This is a genomic window from Nocardiopsis sp. JB363 (assembly GCF_900143625.1).
Lineage (GTDB): Bacteria > Actinomycetota > Actinomycetes > Streptosporangiales > Streptosporangiaceae > Nocardiopsis.
Genome location: NZ_FRFF01000084.1, coordinates 42,511 through 58,830, shown reverse-complemented (window position 1 = coordinate 58,830; position 16,320 = coordinate 42,511). Strand labels below are relative to the sequence as shown.

Here is a 16,320-nt window from a genome sequence, read left to right as displayed (position 1 = left end):
CTTTCACGACTGAGCACCGTGAACCTGCCCGGGGTGACCCGGACGGTGAACACGGTGTGACGGAGCGGAAGGTGGGTTACGGGGGTGGCGTCAGTGGGGCCCGGGCGGGCAGGCACTGAGTTCCCCGTGTGCGTTGGTGCCCCAAGAGGTGGTGTAGCCGTTGGTGCCGAGGGGGAGACCATGTTCGTCCGGTAGTTCGGACGGTTCCGAGAATCGAGCTCTGCGCAGGCTGCGTGACAGCTCGGGATGGTTCGGCGTCATGGTGTCGGGCTCCGGTGACATGAGTCGGTAAGGACGCCGACCAGTCTTCCCGGCACACCTGTGGCGTCGTGTGACGCCGCGCCCATAGTCGTTGATGGAGACGATTATGTCCAGTTCCGGCCGAATTGCCCCTGTTGCGGGCAGGCCGGAGAATCCCATGGGCGCTGGTGCCAATATAGCTTCTGGACAGGTTAAAGTAACCGTTTGTCCGCGAGCGGGTCCTGAATTCCCCTTGGGGTGGCCGGGGCCAGCTCGTGGGCGTAGAGTTCCTGACCAGGTGTGCCGGGAAGACTGGTCGGCGAAGGGCGACCCCTACCCGAAATCAGGTGCCTGATGACCGAGACCACCTTCCACGGCGCGCGCGTCTACCGGTCGGAGGCCGCGGAGCGGACCGTACGCGACTGGTGCGAGGCACGCCTTGCGGAACTGCCCGGACTCCGGTCACTGCCCGAGCTCTCCACGTCCATCGGACCCACCCGGGCCTTCCGTTTCGAGGGTGGTCCCGGCGCCCCGGTGGTGGTGCTCAGCGGTACCAACTTCAATAGCGCTCTGAGCGCCTCGCCGGCCTCCGACATGTCCGCCGAGCGGGACGTGATCCTGGTGGACCTGCCCGGACAACCGGGTCTGAGCTGCGGTAAACGCCCTCGCGGCCACCGTGCCCAGGCCTACGGGGACTGGCTCGACGAGGTGCTGCCCCGGCTCGTGGATCGCCCCGCGATCGTCCTGGGACACTCCCTGGGCGCCGCCGTGGCCTTGGCGGCCGAGCCGAGTCCCCTGGTCAAGGGGATGGTGCTGGTGGGGGCGGCGGGGCTGACCCCACCGGCGACCTCCCCGGAGCTCATGCGGGTCACCCTGCCGTGGATGATCGGTCCGAGGGAGGACAAGAGCACCCGGCTGTTGAACTTCATGAGCGGACCCGACTTCCGGTACCCCGTCCACCCGTTCGCGTCCTGGATGACGATGGTGGGCAGGTACTGTCGGACCAGCTTGGCGCCGGGGCCGTTGCCGGCCGAGTCGTTGCTGGCCTGGCAGAGGAAGAACGTCACCGTGGCGACCGGCTCGGACGACGTGTTCTTCTCGCCGGCGCGTCTGCACGGCCCGGCCAGGCGGTTCCTGAACACCGACGTGGACGTGCTGGAGGGTGCGGGTCACCTGGCCCCCTACGAGTTCTCCGAGCGGATCCGCGGCCTGGTCACCCGGGCCGACGCGCCGGTGGAGGAAGCCGACCCGGCCGACTGATCGGGGTGGGGGAGGCTTTCATGGCCGACTTCCGGCCTTGATTCATTACAGATGTGTCATGTAAATTATTTGGTATGACACAGCCGAGCCCGTCCAGACCCGGCCGTCCCCGAAGCGGTGAGGCCGACGAGGCCATCCTCAAGGCCGCCTCGGACCTGCTGATCGAGGCGGGTATCGACGGCGCGGGCATCGACCAGGTCGCCAAACGCGCCGGGGTGAGCCGGCCGACGGTCTATCGGCGCTACAGCGATCGAACCGAACTGCACATCGCGGCGATCCACTGGACCTTCGGGTTCCGACCGAAGGAGATACCCGAACCACGGGACATCGAGGAACTGCTCGGTTGGTGGGCCCGGTCGTTGGAGGCGCCCGAGAACGAGCGGATCCGCAGTCTGACACTGCGCCTGATGCCCGCGGGACACGACCAGCCGGAGTTCGCCGCGGTGTTCAGGGAGCTCAGCGTCGAGCCGCGTAACGCGGTGATCCGCGAGGTGTTGCGCAAGGAGAAGGAGCGCGGCCGGTTCCCGCAGGACACCGATCTGGAGGTCGTTCGGCAGATCCTCGCCGGTGCGGTCGTGATTCACCTGAACACCCACCCCAAGGGTGGCACGGTGCGTGAGGCCGAGGAGTTCTTCCTCGCCGTGCTCCACGAGACGAGGTTCCGCCCATGAACCCGCGGGCCGTGTCCGCGACCCGAGTCGGTGACCGATGAGTTCCAGGGGAGATCCGAAGATGACCGAGCACACCACCCGGCCCACCCCACTGCCCACACAACGCCCGACACCCTTCGACCCTCCCGTGGAGCTGGCCAGGCTGCGCGGCGAGGACCCGGTCAGCCGACTGGCCTACCCGGACGGCCACACCGGTTGGCTGGTGACCGGGCACGCGCAGGTCCGACAGGTCCTGGCCGACCCCCGGTTCAGCACCCGCAACGAGATCCGGCACGACCCCTCACCGGGGACGGACGTCACCGCGCCGCCCCGACCGGCGCCACGCGGTATGTTCCTCAGCCACGACCCGCCCGAGCACACCCGCTACCGTCGGCTGCTCACCGGGCAGTTCACCGTCCGGCGGATGCGCCGGCTGACCGCGCGCGTCGAGGAGATCACCGAAGAACACCTCGACCGGATGGAACACCAGGGCCCGCCGCTGGACCTGGTGGAGGCGTACGCCTCACCGGTACCCGCCCTCGTCATCGGCGAGCTCCTAGGGGTTCCCGAAGGGGACGTGGACCGGTTCCAACGGACCGTGGCGGCGGTCTCCCGGGTGGACTCCTCCAGGGAGGACAAGATGGCCGCCTTCGTCGCGATGCAGGATTTCCTGAAGCGACTGGTGGACGACAAACGCGCAGAGCCCACCGACGACCTTCTCGGCGGGCTTGTCGCGGGGGGCGAACTGGAGGAGGACGAACTCACCAACATCGCCTTCCTACTCCTCGGGGCGGGGCTGGACACCACGGCCAACATGATCGGCCTGGGCGCCTTCCACCTGCTGACCCACCCCGAGCAGGCGGAGGCGCTGCGTGACGAACCGGACAGCGGTCCCCGCGTCGTCGAGGAACTGCTGCGGTACCTGAGCATCGTTCCCCACACGCTGCGGACGGCGCTGGAGGATCTGGAACTGGGCGGGCACCGGATCCGGGCGGGGGAAACCGTCACGGTGTCGATCGCCGCGGCCGACCGCGACCCGAAGGTGTTCCCCGAACCGAACACGGTCGATCCGCACCGGTCGGCCGGCGGACACCTCGCCTTCGGTCATGGGATCCACCAGTGCCTGGGCCAACAACTAGCCCGGGTCGAGATGCGGGTGGCCCTGCCCGCACTGCTCACCCGGTTTCCCACACTCCGGATGGCGGTGCCTGAGAGCGAGGTGCCCACGCGAGAGGACATGGCCATCTACGGTGTCCACCGGCTCCCGGTCACCTGGGGGAGTGGGTCGGGGTGAGGGTGCGGGTGGACCGGACGGTGTGCGTGGGCGCCGGGATGTGCGTGCTGACCGCCCCCGAGGTCTTCGACCAGGACCCGGAGGACGGGCGGGTCGTGTTGTCCGAGCCCGTGCCCCCACCCGCACTGCGTACCCGGGTGGAGCAGGCCGCCGACGTTTGTCCTTCGGGAGCGATCACCATCACCGACTGAGGGCGGTGGTCGGGTTCATGTTCCGTTCGGGTCGGTCGCCTCGCCGTCGAGTCAGGGACCCGCGGAGGTGCCCGCGTGCTCGGTGTCGATCCCCGGTCGATCGGTCCTTCGTGCCGGATGCGCGGCACAAGTGAGACCGGCCGCGGTCGTGCTGATCGTCAGATCGAGGATGCTCGGGTAGAGGTCGGGGTCGAACTCCCGCTGGTTCACCTCTTTGCTGAGCCGCTTTCCGGACTTGGCCCTGCTCCACCCGCACACCCCACCGGCCTGGCGGCCCGGCGCGTGGCCTGGCCGAACTGCCGGTGCGGATGTATTGAACGGGCCTTCCGGGACACTCTGCGGCGTCCGTGCGGGTGAGTGCGGCCTTGACGTACTCGCCCACCCGGGGCCTAATATATTTACGGTACCGTTCCGTTAATAAAAAGAGGCGGCCATGTACGACACCGAAGTCCTGGTGGTGGGCGCCGGCCCCACGGGATTGACCACCGCGTGCGCGCTCATGCTCCAAGGTGTCTCCGTGCGGGTGATCGACACCGCTGAGAGCCCCTCGTGGAGCTCCCGGGCGAACTTCCTGCACGCGCGGGGAGCCGAGGTGCTCGACCGCCTGGGAGCCTTGGGGAATCTGCCCGAACAGGCGATCTCCGCACTGACCATCAAGGTGCATGTGGCCGGTGAACCGGTCTCCGTGGTGCGCTTCGGGGACGTCGGCCTGCGCACCAGCCGCCCCGCGCTCCTCACCCCCCAATCCGAGGTCGAGAGGGTCCTGCGGGAGCGCTTGGCGGACCTGGGCGGTTCGGTGCGGTGGGGTACGCGACTGGTCGGGATCCGGCAGGACCCCGACGGGGTGGTCGCTTCCGTGGAGGACGGCGACCCGATCCGGGCGTGCTGGCTCGTGGGCGCGGACGGGGCCCACTCCGCCACGCGCAAGCTCGTCGGCGAGGCCTTTCCCGGAGCCCCCATCGCCGACACCTGGCTGCTCGCCGACGTGCACATGGACTGGTCACTGGAGCCCGATGGCTCCTACGGGTGGCTGCACCGCGACGGTGTCCTCGGCGCCCTGCCCATGCGCGACCCCGCCGGTGAGGGTGTGCTCTGGCGTCTGATGGCCTACGTTCCGGGACTCGGAGAGCAACGTCCCGATGAGGGGGAGATCCTCGAACGGCTGCGCACCCTGCTCCCCGAACGTACGCACATCGATCAGGCACGTGTACTCGACGCCACCTGGACCTCGGTCTTTCGCATCCACCGAAGGCTGGCCGACTCCTACCGCCGGGGCCGGGTCCTGCTCGCCGGGGACGCCGCGCACATCCACTCGCCCATGGGCGGGCAGGGGATGCTGACGGGCATCGGGGACGCGGAGAACCTCGCCTGGAAGCTCGCCCTGGTCCTGCGCGGAATAGCGGAATCGGCTCTGGTGGACACCTACCAGGCCGAGCGGCGGCCGCTGGCCGAAGTCGTGCTGCGCACCACCACGGCCAACTCCCGCCTTCAGTTGGGAGAGGGAAGGGTGCTGCGCTACCTCCGCGAGCACGTTCTTCTCAAGGTCATCGACCTGCCCGCGGTCCAACGCTGGGCGACCTCGATCGCCTCGCAGCTGAGCGTGAGCTACCGCAAGGGCCCCTTGGGCGGACGACGCCCGTCGTCGCCCTCGAAACGCCCCGGTCCGGGCGATCGGGTTCCGGACCTGCCGTGCCTGGGAGAGGACGGCGAACCGACCCGACTGCACGGTGAACTCGGCTCGCACTGGGTCCTGCTGGCACCCACGCGGGAACCGGGTGGGGCGGACATCGTCCGGGAGCGTCTCGGGAACGACGTCACCGTGCTCACCCCCCGCTCCTCGGGGCTCCGCGACCTTCTGCTCGTCCGTCCCGACGGACACCTGCTCTGGCGCGGTCGTCCCGGAGACGACCGGATCGGACGTGTACTGGACGGTCTGCTGAACGAAGGGCGGACCCGATGACCACCCGACCGGAGCCTCCCCGGCGTGGGCGGCCGCGCGACCCGGCGACCGACCGGGCGATCCTGGACGCGGCCTTGGCGCTGTTCCTGGAGAAGGGGGTGGAGGGCACCTCCATACAGGCCATCGCGGCGCGCGCCGGGGTCGGCAAGCCGACGGTCTACCGGCGCGGGTCCTCCAAGGAGGAACTGATCGCCCAGGCCATCGAACACGGGCGAGGGGATCACCCCGAGCGATCGGTGGACGACACGGTGAGCGTCGCGGAGGCGATCGAACACTCCCTGCCGGCCTCCGCCGCACTCATCGCCGAACCCGGGTTCCGCGCCCTGCTGGCACGGATGTTGGGAACGACCCACACGCATCCCCGCATCATGGAGGCCAGTTGGGAGCACTACATCCTGCCTCGCCGCCGGGCCGCGGCGCTCCTGTTGGAACGCGCGGTGCAGGAGGGATCGGTTGACGCCGACGCCGACTTCGACGCGCTCATCGACATGATGGTCGGCGCCGTCGTCTACCGTGTCCTGCAACCGGAGCCCTTGGACCGGGGGCGGGCGGAACGGTACCTGCGGTCGGTCTACCGACAGGTGGGTCTGCTTCCCCCGACACACGACAAGGGCTGATCGTCGTCGCGGTCGGCCTCACCAAGCCCACTCCGGGTGGCCGGTCTGCTCCTGACTGACCCGCCACAGGCGTTCCCGGGCGTCCCCATCACGGGCGGACGGGGGCAGGGGGACGGGACGGCATCGTTCGTCCAGGTAGACGCCTCGCAATGGGTTCCGGTCGGCCGTCTCGCCATCGGTTCGGCCGTTCAGGGCGTCCTGCCGCGTGGACAGGCGGGCATAGGTCCGGGCCATGCGTTCCGGGGAAAGCGCCACCTGGTTCTTGGGGGCGTACAGCGTTCGCAGTACACGCGGCATCGAGGCCATCCGATCAGGGTCCAGGCGTACGGACGGAACCCGGAGACAGACCACGTCGACGGAGCCACGAGCGTGCTGGGCGATCCGAAGACTCGTCATGACCTGGGCGAGTTTGGCGTGGTAGTACGCCTTGGTCGGGCTGTACCAGCGTGGGGAGTCGAGTTCGTCGAAGCGGATCCTGGTCCACGGCATCGCGACAAGACCCTTGCTGGCGATGGTCAGCAGGCGCGGTACCGGGGCGGCGGCCATGAGCGGGCTGAGGGCGGCGGTGAGCCTGTGCGGCCCCAGGTGGTCGGTGGCCCAGACGAGTTCGTGGTCCTCCGGGGTGAACCGGGGCACGCGCATCGTCTGGTCGAAGATCGCCGCGTTGTTGATCAGGACGTCGAGTCGGTCCAGGGTCGCGCCGAGGTGGCGCGCGGCGGCCTCGATGGACGCGGGATCGGAGAGGTCGGTGACGACGAGCCGTGCCGCGACGGTGGCTCTGTCGTTGATGCGTTCCAAGGCCCTCTCGCCCCGGGCCGGATCGCGGCACAGGGCGAGAACGCGGTGTCCTTCGGCGGCGAGTCGTTCCGCCGCGCGAAGGCCGATCCCGGAGTTGGCCCCGGTGATGGCGATGGTGAGGGAGGTTCGGGGCACGACGATCTCCTGTGGTGGTGGTCGGACTCGGGTGGCTCGACACCGGCCTCACGTGGCGTCGTGGTCTCAGGACCGTAGTCGGGAACCTATGCGTCGCGCGAGCAGGAGGGAGACGATCACGGTGGTCGACAGCCCGCCGATCAGGATCGACGTGGCGAAGACGGCGTCGGTCGGAGACCTGGTCAGGGCCAGGAACGCCCAGGCGGGGGGTAGGACGAGCAGCGGTGTCCCCCAAGACGCGGGCAGTATCCAGAGCAGCGACGGAACCAGGATCGAAACGGCGGCCGCACCCTTCAGCACCACCAGTGCCTCCACCTTGTTGCTCGCCAAGGCCGTGGTGGTCAACACGACCAGCGGCGCGACCGACGTCGCCAACGCCACGGCCGTGACCAGCCCGGGAGACCACTCCGGCGCCAACCCCGACAGTGGCACGGAGAGCAACAGGCCGACCAGGGTGAGCAGGGCCGCCGTCCCCGACCAGAAGCCGAAGTAGGCGGTGGGCGAAAGCGGGGAGACCCGCAGGAGCAGCAGGATCCGGTCGTCGACGTCCTCCACCACGCGCAACGCCACGGCGGCCCCCACCATCAGGGGAACGTGCAGGAGCAGAGCGCCGAAGACGGCCGGGGCGTGGGGCAGGAGGTCGAATCGGTGGGCCGACCACAGGTACTCGACGAGTACGGGGTAGGCCCACCGGAGCGCCAGGAACAGGGGGACGAGCACCAGGACGATGATCGTCAACAGGGGGTCGCGTCGCACGCCGACCAGTTCCCATCGGACCAGTCCCAGGAGCGGGTGGCGCTTCCTCCCGGACGGCGACGCGGAGCCCGCGCGCACGTGGCCGCGCCGTCCTGTGGCACCTCGATCCCGGACACGGTCCGGTTTCGGCTCGCGGGCCGTCTTCGACACGGATCCGTGCCGCCGTGGTGCTCCGCCGGTGGGCTCAGCGGGGGCCATGGCCGCCCATCGACACACGGCCACCGCGCACCCCAGGGCGTACGGCAGCGCGAGCATCATGCCGGGGCCTCCCGACGCGCCCACCTGTCCGGTCGCGCCGTGGTGGATCAACTCGGCGCCCGCCGTGGTGGGTACGGCCCACAACATAGGGATCCGAACGATCTCGGTCATGTGCAGCACGGGGACGACGATGAGTGGAACCAGGGCGGGCGCGATGACGAGGAGGGCGCCCTGGAGGGTGCGGGTACGTGCTCCCAGACCCAGGCACACCCCCACCAGCAGGACGGACGTGAGCAGGACTCCGGCCGTGGTGAGTCCGAGCGCGCTCCAGAACCGGTCACCGGTCGGTACCACCATGGTCACCGGGACCGCGATGGCGACGGCCGCGAGGGTGAGGACCAGGACGCGCGCGACGGTGGCCGTACCAGGGCCGACGGGGGTGACCGCGCGTGCCGCGTCCGTGCCCTCCACCCGCTCGAACATCAGCAGGGCCACGGCGAACAACGCCCCGAAGCCCGCGGTGTCGAGGAACAGCAGGTACGGCGCCACCGCCACCGCGGTCGACGCGGGAAGGGCAGCCAATAGAGCGGTCCAGAGCACGGCGAGAATCGCGGCGATCGCCACGATGCCGTACCGTCGCGCCACCTTGGCCTCCACGACGCAGGCGCCGAGGAGCCGTGTCACAGCCGCACCTTCGTGACCGCCGCGAAGACCTCGTCGAGTGTGGCCTCGCGGGTGTGCAGGGTCGTGACGACGCCCGAGTCCACGAGGGCGGACAGTTCGCCGTCGGGTCTCAGCGCGGCGAGGTCGAAGACCCGCCGTCGTGTGCGGCCCTCGCACGAGTACTCGGCGACGACGCCGGGCTCACGGTGGCGTAGACGGAAACCCATGGGAGTGTCCAGGGCGACGATCCTGCCGTCGACGACGAAGGCCAGGCGGTCGCACAGCTCTTCGGCCGTGCGCATGTCGTGGGTGGTGAGGAAGACCGTGGTGCCGCGATCCGCCTCGGCTCGGATGATTTCGCGCAGGAGGGCCGCGTGGACCGGGTCCTGGCCCGAGGTCGGTTCGTCGAGGAAGAGCAGCCGAGGTCGGTGCAGCAGGGCTCGGGCCAGGCTCAGACGCATCCGCATGCCCTTGGAGAACGTGCTCAGCCGACGGTGCGCGGCCTCGCCCAGAGCGACGCGGTCCAGGATCTCGTCGATCCCCGACGTGGGGCCGCCGTGCAGGGAGGCGAACACCTCCAGGTTCTCCCTCGCGGTGAGCCGGGTGAACTCGGCGGGTAGTTCGAACCCCACGCCTATCCGCTCGTAGTAGTCCCTGCCCCACTCCGACAAAGGACGCGCGAACACGCTCACCCGGCCTTCGTGGTGGGGCAGGAGCCGGGTCAGTACCCGTTGGACCGTGGTCTTGCCGGCACCCGAAGGACCGAGGAAACCGAAGATCTCGCCCCGGCCCACGGTGAAGTCCATGCCCCGCACCGCGTACTCACGCGTCCCTCTGTAGCGCACCCGTAGATCGGCGACGGAGACGACGTCCTCGGTTCGGCGCTCAGCCATCGTCGGCCCCCGGTGCTTCGAGCGCGTCGAAGGCCTCTTCCACGAGCGCGATCAGGTCGGTGTCGCCGTCGTTCTCCACCCAGGCGGTGATCGCGGTGGTGAGCGCGGCGACGCAGGCCGACGCCACCACCCTCGCCACCAGTGACGGCGGCTCGGCCCCGGAAGGGTCGCCGAGCCCTCGCTCGAAGGCGTCCTGTGAGCCACGCAGGCTTTCGGGCATCCGGGAGCGCAGGGTGGGGGTGGTCAGCAGCAACCGGGAACGTAGGTACAGGGCCCGCCGATCCTGGGCGTAGACGGCCGGGAACACGCTCAGGACCGCGTCGCGCACACGTCGCAGCGGAGGGAGCCGGCGCGGCTGGGCGCGTACCAGCTCTTCGAGGAGGGGGTCGTAGTCGTCATGGAGGACCACGTCCTCCTTGGTGGGGAAGTACCGGAAGAACGTCATGTGGGAGACACCCGCTTCGGCCGCGATCCGTTCCACGGTCGTGGCCTCGTAGCCGTGTTCGATGAAGAGCCGGAAGGCCGCCTCCTGTAGGGCTTTCCGGGTGCGTTCTCGTTTGCGCTCGTGCCAGTTCGTCATGGCTTCGCCTCTCCAACATGTTAGTTCATAACATATTGGAGGGCCGGTGCCGTCCGGCCCCGGTCGCGTCCGGTGCTCAGGCCGGGATGTCCCGACGCCGTAGAGCCCACGTCCCCAGAGCGATGAGCGACAGCGCCAGGAGGGCGAGGATCAGGGGAGCGGCATCGTTCGTTCGGTAGTAGGGGTTGACGTGTGCGAACGGCGAGGTGAGCAGGAACAGGGACTCCGGCACCGTGCCGGTCTTGACCGCGATCTCGACCAGGACGCCCAGGGCCAACGCGCTCCAGCCGAGCACCGCGCACAGGCGCGGGACCGCTCCGAAGGCCAGGAAGGTGACGGCGACGAGCACCCACACGGCCGGGGCCAAGGACAGCGTGAACGTCGTGAAGCGGATGATGTCGCCGGCGGTGCCCTCGGTGCCCAGGACGGACCCTGTGCCGACCGCGACGCCCAGCACGGAGAGGAGCACGGTGGGACAGGCCAAGGCGACCACCAGGTGCGCCACCGCCCAGCGAGTGCGTTCCACGGGGCCGGACAGCAGGAGTTCGCCCGTTCCCGTGACCTCCTCTCGGCGTGGACGCAGGGTCGCCGACACGGCTTGGGCCGCGATCGGGAACACGAAGACGAACACCGTGTAGACGAAGAAGACCCGCGCCGGCTCCACCCCCAAGCTGACGCCCATCGCTCGAACCCAGGCCGTGTCCGCGTATTCCGCCATCGCCCCCGAGCCGACGTACCCCATCGCCAGGCCGCATCCGGCGATCATCGTCGACCACAGGAAGAGGGAGGATCGCTCCGAACGTAGGGCCAGAGCGAATACCGAGCGGAGGGAAGGTGCGGCCCGGGAGGCTCCGGTCCGGCCGGGGAACAGCCCTGCGCCCAGGTCGCGATGGTCCACGAGCACGAAGGCGACCGCCACCATCACCGCGGTCCAGATCGGTACGGGCAGCAACGCCCACCATCGCTCGTCGGCGAAGGGACGAACGTTCTCCAACCATCCGTTCGGCACCAGCCAGGTCGCCCAGAGGCCTTCGCCGCCCGCCATCGCACCGAGTCCGCGCAGGAGGTGCAGGGCGTAGAAGGCGCCGAAGGCCAACCCGAACGCCGCTCCGGTACGTGTGGTGACCTGGACGGCCACGGCGGCTAGGGACGCACCCACCCACACCGAGGAACCGATCACCAGCGCGAACGCGGTGGAACCCGTGGCGGGTGCGCCGGTGACCACCAGGCCGGCCGCGATCGCGGCGGCGATCACGACACCCGCACCCAGCGCCACGATCAGGGCGGCGGCCAGATCCGCGTGTCGGCCCAGAGGAAGGCCGCCGAGTAGCTCGCGCCTTCCGGAGGCCTCCTCCGCGCGGGTGGTGCGAACGACCAGCAGCACCGCGCCCAGAGCGGCGCACAGGGTCCCGACCGCGAAGGCCTGCTGGGCGGCGAGCGCCTCGGCGGTGTCGGCGAACGCCCGCCCCTGGAACAGGACGAACATGGGGATCTGCTGGAGCTGTTCCCATCGGTCCGCCCGGTCGGCCGCGGTCGGATAGGTGGTTCCGGCGGCGGCCACACCGCCCAGGACGAGACCGATCGTGGACAGCACCCACGCCGTGAGCAGGACCCGTTCCCTGCGCGGGATCTCCCGGGCCAGGAGACCGGCTCCGGTCGACGAACCTCCGAAGCGACGGGTGACGATCGAGGTCATCACGTGCCCCCGGTGGTGTCGTAGTGGCGCAGGAACAGTTCTTCCAGGGACGGTGGGTGCGCGGTGAGGTCACGGACCCCCAGCGACGCCAACCGGGAGCACAGTTCCGTCAGGGAGCGCGGTTCGACGAGCAGACGCACCCGATCGCCCGACACCTCCAGATCGTGTGTCCCGGCCAGGTCCGCCAACGCGCTGGGCGAGGAGGTGAGAACGGCGGTGACGGTGACGCGGGACAGGTGCCGGAGGTCGACGAGGGTGCCGCTCTCGACGGTGCGTCCGGCACGGACGATGGAGACACGGTCGCAGAGAGCCTCCACCTCCGAAAGGATGTGGCTGGAGAGCAGTACGGTACGGCCCCTGTCGCGTTCTTCGGTGATGCTGCGGCGGAACACCTCCTCCATGAGCGGGTCCAGGCCCGAGGTGGGTTCGTCCAGGACGAGGAGTTCGGTGTCGGCGGCCAGCGCGGCCACCAGGGCGACCTTTTGCCGATTGCCCTTGGAGTAGGCACGCCCACGGACACGGGTGTCCAGCGCGAAGCGGTCCACGAGTTCGGTGAGCCTGCGCTCATCGATGCCACCGCGTAGGCGGCCGAGCAGGTCGAGCGTCTCACCACCGGACAGGCCCGGCCACAGGGCGACGTCCCCCGGCACGTAGGCGAGGCGCCGCCGCAGGGTCGCGGTGTCCCACCACGGGTCGCCGCCGAGCAGGTTCACGCTGCCCGCGTCGGCGCGGGTCAGTCCGAGCAGGACACGCAGGGCGGTGCTCTTTCCGGCCCCGTTGGGTCCCAGGAGGCCGTGGACCTCCCCGGTTCGTACGGTCAGGTTCAGGCCGTCCAGTGCGGTGGCGCGGCCGAAGCGTTTGAGGAGTCCGCGAACGCGGATGGCCTCGGTCGTGGTCAAGGTTCCTCCTTCCACGGGCTCGTGGCCTCGTCGGAGATGGGACGCCCTCCCCCTTGGGAGAGGAACGCGTGGGTGGCCGAGTGGACCTCGACCATGGCCGCGACCAGGCGCGGGGTGTTGGCGGGGTCGAGGGGGTCGACGCCCATACGACGGCCGATGTGGGTGTGCAGGGCGAGGGTGGACAACTGCATGGCTCCCATGACCGTGGCGGTGTCCTCGGTGGTCGTGGCTCCGGCCGGGTAACGGTCGGGGTCCTGTTCGGTGAGGAAGCGTTCGGCGAGCGCCGCGCCGGTGTCGAAGAGGTCTGCGGCGGCGGGGGAGTCCTCCACCAGTGCGCGGGCCAGGTAGCGGGTGCTCGAACCACTCGCCCGGTACATCGAGTCGAGGAACCCGGGGGCGGCGGTGTCCTCCTCCAGGGCCCGCCGCGCCTGATCCAGGAGGGTGCCGATCGCGTACTCGTCGCAGGCCCGCCGCAGCCCTTCCTTGGAACCGAAGTGGTGGCGGATCAGGCCGGTGGAGACCTCGGCCGCTGCGGCGATGAGCTGCACGGTGGCCCCTTTGACCCCGCGTTCGGCGAAGACCTTCAGTGCGGCGTCGCGGATCCGCGCCCGTCCGGTGAGGTCTTCGTTGGTGAGGCGGTCGATGTCCATGACTTCATGCTACACGTTTGTGTAGTGAACTATAAGAACGTGTAGCCGCTGGTCGCGCGGGCCCGCCGAGATCCGGTGATCGACCTGGATGTGGTCCCGGGGGTCAGTCGTCCTTGAGGACCTGGGCGGTGGTGTGTTCGCCGATCGCGGCCAACAGGGGGTTGTCGGCGGTACCGGTGATGAGCACCGACGCGTAGACGACCGCCCAGGCGCGGGCGCGGGTCCAGGTGTGTTCGTCGACGCCGGCGAGCTCGTCGAGACGGGCCCGGAAACGGACGCGGTCGGGGGCCTCGAAGGTCATCCAGGCGGTACCGAGGTCGGTGGCCGGGTCGCCGGAGGTGAGGTCGCCGAAGTCCAGGACGGCCGCCAGCCCGTTCGCGTCGTCGACCAGGACGTTGGCGGGGTGCGGGTCGCCGTGCAGCCACAGGGCCGGGCCCTCCCAGACCGGGGTGTCGACCAGGTCGTGCCACAGGTCGAGGAGTTCGCCGGCCCGAGAGTGGTCGGAGGCGCCGAGGCGTCGCGACATCCGCTCGTGGCGTTCCCACAGTGGCACGCCGCGAACCGGGTTCCGCGGGGCCTCGGGCGGTGCGGGGACGTGCAGCCGGGAGAGGAAGAGCGCCAGGGGTTCGACGAGGGGACCCCGGTCGACGGGTGAGACCTCGGCGGCGGTGCGGCCCTGGAACCACGGGTTGACCGACCAGCTCCAGGGGTAGCCGTGGCCGGGGCGGCCCACACGGAACGGGGAGGGCACGGGAACATCGACGCGCGTGGCGATCTCGGGGAGCCACCGTTGTTCGTTGAGGACCAGGTGGGCGGCGACCGCGCGGCGGGGCATGCGCACGCACAGGTCCTCGCCCAGGGACAGCAGCGCGTTGTCCCACCCGTTGGTGACGGGCTCGATGGGGAGTTCGGCCAGGTCGGGGTGCTGTTCACGTAGGAGCGCCCGGACGAGTTCGGGGGTGACGTCGACTTCGGCTTCGGGGGTGCGCATCATCCCAGTATCGGGCACGGGAGACGCGCCTCCCGTGCCCGAAGCCGGGGCTCAGTAGTAGACCGCGAGCGGTCCGTTCGGCCCCTCGACGACGGTCACCGGGGTCTCGAACACCCGGGTGAGCACCTCGTCGGTCATGATCTGGTCGGGTGTGCCGAACTCGACGACGGCACCGTCCTTGACCGCGCAGATGTGGTCGGAGTAGTGGCCGGCGAAGTTGATGTCGTGCAGCACGATCACGATCGTGCGCTCCAGTTCCCGCGCGGCGCGGCGCAGGTGCTTCATCATCTGCACCGAGTGGCGCATGTCGAGGTTGTTGAGCGGCTCGTCGAGCAGCACGTACTCGGTTTCCTGGCACAGGACCATCGCGACGTAGGCGCGCTGACGCTGCCCGCCCGACAGCTGGTCGAGGTAGCGGTGCTCCAGGTCGGTGAGGTCGAGGAAGTCGATGGCCCGGCTGACGACCTCCTCGTCGGCCACGGTCAACCGCCCCTTGGAGTGGGGGAAACGACCGAACGCGACGAGCTGGCGCACCGTCAGCCGGGTGACGAAGTGGTTCTCCTGGCGCAGGATCGAGACGACCTTGGCCAGGTCCTTGGACGGAGTCTTCGTCACGTCGTGGCCGGCGATGTCGATGGTGCCCTGATCGATACCGAGCAGCCGACCGATCATCGTCAGCAGTGTCGACTTGCCCGCGCCGTTCGGGCCGACCAACGCGGTCACCCCGCCCTTGGGGATTCGCAGATCGACGGGGCCGATGGCGACCTCGCTGCTGTACTCCTTGCGCACACCGGTCAGGGTGATCACAGCCGGCCCTTTCTGAGGATGACGAACAGGAACACCAGCCCGCCGACGAGCTCGATGATGATCGAGACCACGCCGTTGGCGTAGAAGATGTTCCGCATGACGAAGTAGGCGCCGCTGAGTACGACGAAGCAGGTCAGCACCGCGACCGGGAAGACGTACCGGTGGTCGTGGGTATCGGCGAACTGGTAGGCGAGCGTCGCGACGAGGAAGCCCAGGAAGGTCATCGGGCCGATGAGCGCCGTGGAGACGGCCATCAGGATCGACACCAGGAACAGCACGCGCATGGTCTCGCGGCGGTGGTTCAGGCCCAGTCCCGTGCTCGCGTCACGTCCCAGCGCCACGATGTTCAGGCGCCGCGAACTCGCCCACAGCAGGGCGGTGGCGATCAGACACAGCGGCACCGCGATCGGCAGGTAGGACGCGTCCGCGTTGGCGATGTTGCCGAAGAGCCGGGCGGCCAGCACGTCGAATTCGCTGGGTGTGAGCAGCCGCTGCATGAAGGTGGAGACCGAGGCGAGGCCACCGCCGATGATGATGCCGATCAGCAGCATGATCTGGATGTTGCCGTACCTGCCGGACAGCAGCCACCCGTACAGCAACATCGAGAAGCCGACCATGAGCGTGATCTGGAGCAGGAACTGCGAGACACCCTGGACCGCCATGATTCCGGCGATGCCCAGGAGGTACACGGCGGCGGTCTGGATGGCGGTGTAGAGCGCCTCGAACCCCATGATCGACGGGGTGATGATGCGGTTGTTGGTGACGGTCTGGAAGCTGACCGTGGCGACGGCCTGGCAGATCGCGACCACGGCCATGATCACCAGGTTCGTGGCGCGTAGTTCCGCGATGCGCCAGAAGCCGTCCGAGCCCACCGGCATCGGGTTGTCCCAGGCCAGCTGCCCGAAGGCGAACCCGACCGCCAGCACCGACAGGACCGTGACGATGATCCGGTAGCGGCGTCGGGCGCGCGGTGTGGCCAGGGTGCGCGAGGAACGTTCCGAGGGCGGCGCGGCGAGCGGTTCGGTCACACGGGAAAGGGTCG

17 protein-coding genes are annotated in these 16,320 nt (G+C 69.4%); 6 read left to right on the top strand and 11 right to left on the bottom strand.

Features of this window, described 5'->3' with window-relative positions; genetic code table 11:
* Window positions 1-594 precede the first annotated feature (594 nt).
* The 4 genes from BQ8420_RS12585 (at window position 595) to BQ8420_RS12570 (ending at window position 3,635) form a co-directional block, all read left to right on the top strand.
* Window positions 595-1,500: an alpha/beta fold hydrolase gene (locus tag BQ8420_RS12585; protein ID WP_087098606.1), complete on the top strand. Its 906-nt coding sequence runs from the start codon at window positions 595-597 to the stop codon at window positions 1,498-1,500.
* Between the two features lie 74 nt (window positions 1,501-1,574).
* Complete coding sequence (locus tag BQ8420_RS12580) at window positions 1,575-2,171, top strand: TetR/AcrR family transcriptional regulator (RefSeq protein ID WP_087098604.1); 597 nt, start codon at window positions 1,575-1,577, stop codon at window positions 2,169-2,171.
* A 61-nt stretch (window positions 2,172-2,232) separates the two neighbouring features.
* Window positions 2,233-3,444 (top strand): cytochrome P450, encoded by a 1,212-nt coding sequence (locus BQ8420_RS12575; RefSeq protein WP_087098602.1) that lies wholly within the window; start codon window positions 2,233-2,235, stop codon window positions 3,442-3,444.
* On the top strand, window positions 3,441-3,635 hold the full coding sequence (locus BQ8420_RS12570; protein ID WP_087098600.1) for a ferredoxin: 195 nt from the start codon (window positions 3,441-3,443) through the stop codon (window positions 3,633-3,635). Before BQ8420_RS12575 ends, BQ8420_RS12570 begins: the two co-directional genes overlap by 4 nt.
* Before the next feature lie 51 nt (window positions 3,636-3,686).
* Here the strand turns inward: BQ8420_RS12570 and BQ8420_RS31895 are convergent, their stop codons facing one another.
* On the bottom strand, window positions 3,687-3,845 hold the full coding sequence (locus tag BQ8420_RS31895; RefSeq protein ID WP_160049303.1) for a hypothetical protein: 159 nt from the start codon (window positions 3,843-3,845) through the stop codon (window positions 3,687-3,689).
* Between the two features lie 223 nt (window positions 3,846-4,068).
* Between BQ8420_RS31895 and BQ8420_RS12565 the strand changes: the two genes are divergently transcribed.
* Window positions 4,069-5,595 carry an FAD-dependent monooxygenase gene (locus BQ8420_RS12565; RefSeq protein ID WP_087098598.1) on the top strand — a complete coding sequence of 509 codons (1,527 nt, stop codon included), beginning with the start codon at window positions 4,069-4,071 and terminating at the stop codon, window positions 5,593-5,595.
* Complete coding sequence (locus tag BQ8420_RS12560) at window positions 5,592-6,212, top strand: TetR/AcrR family transcriptional regulator (RefSeq protein WP_087098596.1); 621 nt, start codon at window positions 5,592-5,594, stop codon at window positions 6,210-6,212. The genes BQ8420_RS12565 and BQ8420_RS12560 overlap by 4 nt, the downstream gene beginning before the upstream one ends.
* Before the next feature lie 18 nt (window positions 6,213-6,230).
* Here the strand turns inward: BQ8420_RS12560 and BQ8420_RS12555 are convergent, their stop codons facing one another.
* From BQ8420_RS12555 to BQ8420_RS12510, 10 genes are all read right to left on the bottom strand, one after another.
* On the bottom strand, window positions 6,231-7,145 hold the full coding sequence (locus BQ8420_RS12555) for an SDR family NAD(P)-dependent oxidoreductase (protein WP_087098594.1): 915 nt from the start codon (window positions 7,143-7,145) through the stop codon (window positions 6,231-6,233).
* Between the two features lie 66 nt (window positions 7,146-7,211).
* The gene (locus tag BQ8420_RS12550; protein WP_087098592.1) at window positions 7,212-8,783 is read right to left on the bottom strand and encodes a hypothetical protein; all 1,572 of its coding nucleotides are present in this window, start codon (window positions 8,781-8,783) and stop codon (window positions 7,212-7,214) included.
* Window positions 8,780-9,655: an ABC transporter ATP-binding protein gene (locus BQ8420_RS12545; RefSeq protein WP_087098590.1), complete on the bottom strand. Its 876-nt coding sequence runs from the start codon at window positions 9,653-9,655 to the stop codon at window positions 8,780-8,782. Before BQ8420_RS12545 ends, BQ8420_RS12550 begins: the two co-directional genes overlap by 4 nt.
* Entirely contained in the window at window positions 9,648-10,235 is a 588-nt protein-coding gene (locus BQ8420_RS12540) for a TetR family transcriptional regulator (RefSeq protein WP_087098588.1), read from the bottom strand. Before BQ8420_RS12540 ends, BQ8420_RS12545 begins: the two co-directional genes overlap by 8 nt.
* Window positions 10,236-10,311: 76 nt before the next feature.
* Window positions 10,312-11,931 carry an ABC transporter permease gene (locus BQ8420_RS12535; RefSeq protein ID WP_087098586.1) on the bottom strand — a complete coding sequence of 540 codons (1,620 nt, stop codon included), beginning with the start codon at window positions 11,929-11,931 and terminating at the stop codon, window positions 10,312-10,314.
* Window positions 11,931-12,830 (bottom strand): ABC transporter ATP-binding protein, encoded by a 900-nt coding sequence (locus BQ8420_RS12530; protein ID WP_087098584.1) that lies wholly within the window; start codon window positions 12,828-12,830, stop codon window positions 11,931-11,933. The genes BQ8420_RS12535 and BQ8420_RS12530 overlap by 1 nt, the downstream gene beginning before the upstream one ends.
* Window positions 12,827-13,480, bottom strand: coding sequence for a TetR/AcrR family transcriptional regulator (locus BQ8420_RS12525; protein WP_087098582.1), 654 nt, complete (start codon window positions 13,478-13,480; stop codon window positions 12,827-12,829). Before BQ8420_RS12525 ends, BQ8420_RS12530 begins: the two co-directional genes overlap by 4 nt.
* 103 nt (window positions 13,481-13,583) lie before the next feature.
* The gene (locus BQ8420_RS12520) at window positions 13,584-14,471 is read right to left on the bottom strand and encodes an aminoglycoside phosphotransferase family protein (protein ID WP_087098712.1); all 888 of its coding nucleotides are present in this window, start codon (window positions 14,469-14,471) and stop codon (window positions 13,584-13,586) included.
* Between the two features lie 51 nt (window positions 14,472-14,522).
* A complete protein-coding gene (locus tag BQ8420_RS12515; protein WP_087098580.1) occupies window positions 14,523-15,278 on the bottom strand; it encodes an ABC transporter ATP-binding protein in 756 nt (251 codons plus the stop codon).
* Window positions 15,275-16,306, bottom strand: a complete 1,032-nt coding sequence (locus BQ8420_RS12510; RefSeq protein ID WP_087098578.1) for an iron chelate uptake ABC transporter family permease subunit — start codon at window positions 16,304-16,306, stop codon at window positions 15,275-15,277. The genes BQ8420_RS12515 and BQ8420_RS12510 overlap by 4 nt, the downstream gene beginning before the upstream one ends.
* Window positions 16,307-16,320: the final 14 nt, after the last annotated feature.

Coding starts and splice junctions, on each gene's coding strand:
- BQ8420_RS12585 (WP_087098606.1), top strand. CDS start 595: ATGACCGAGACCACCTTCCACGGCGCGCGCGTCTACCGGTCGGAGGCC.
- BQ8420_RS12580 (WP_087098604.1), top strand. CDS start 1,575: ATGACACAGCCGAGCCCGTCCAGACCCGGCCGTCCCCGAAGCGGTGAG.
- BQ8420_RS12575 (WP_087098602.1), top strand. CDS start 2,233: ATGACCGAGCACACCACCCGGCCCACCCCACTGCCCACACAACGCCCG.
- BQ8420_RS12565 (WP_087098598.1), top strand. CDS start 4,069: ATGTACGACACCGAAGTCCTGGTGGTGGGCGCCGGCCCCACGGGATTG.
- BQ8420_RS12560 (WP_087098596.1), top strand. CDS start 5,592: ATGACCACCCGACCGGAGCCTCCCCGGCGTGGGCGGCCGCGCGACCCG.
- BQ8420_RS12545 (WP_087098590.1), bottom strand. CDS start 9,655: ATGGCTGAGCGCCGAACCGAGGACGTCGTCTCCGTCGCCGATCTACGG.
- BQ8420_RS12540 (WP_087098588.1), bottom strand. CDS start 10,235: ATGACGAACTGGCACGAGCGCAAACGAGAACGCACCCGGAAAGCCCTA.
- BQ8420_RS12535 (WP_087098586.1), bottom strand. CDS start 11,931: ATGACCTCGATCGTCACCCGTCGCTTCGGAGGTTCGTCGACCGGAGCC.
- BQ8420_RS12525 (WP_087098582.1), bottom strand. CDS start 13,480: ATGGACATCGACCGCCTCACCAACGAAGACCTCACCGGACGGGCGCGG.
- BQ8420_RS12520 (WP_087098712.1), bottom strand. CDS start 14,471: ATGCGCACCCCCGAAGCCGAAGTCGACGTCACCCCCGAACTCGTCCGG.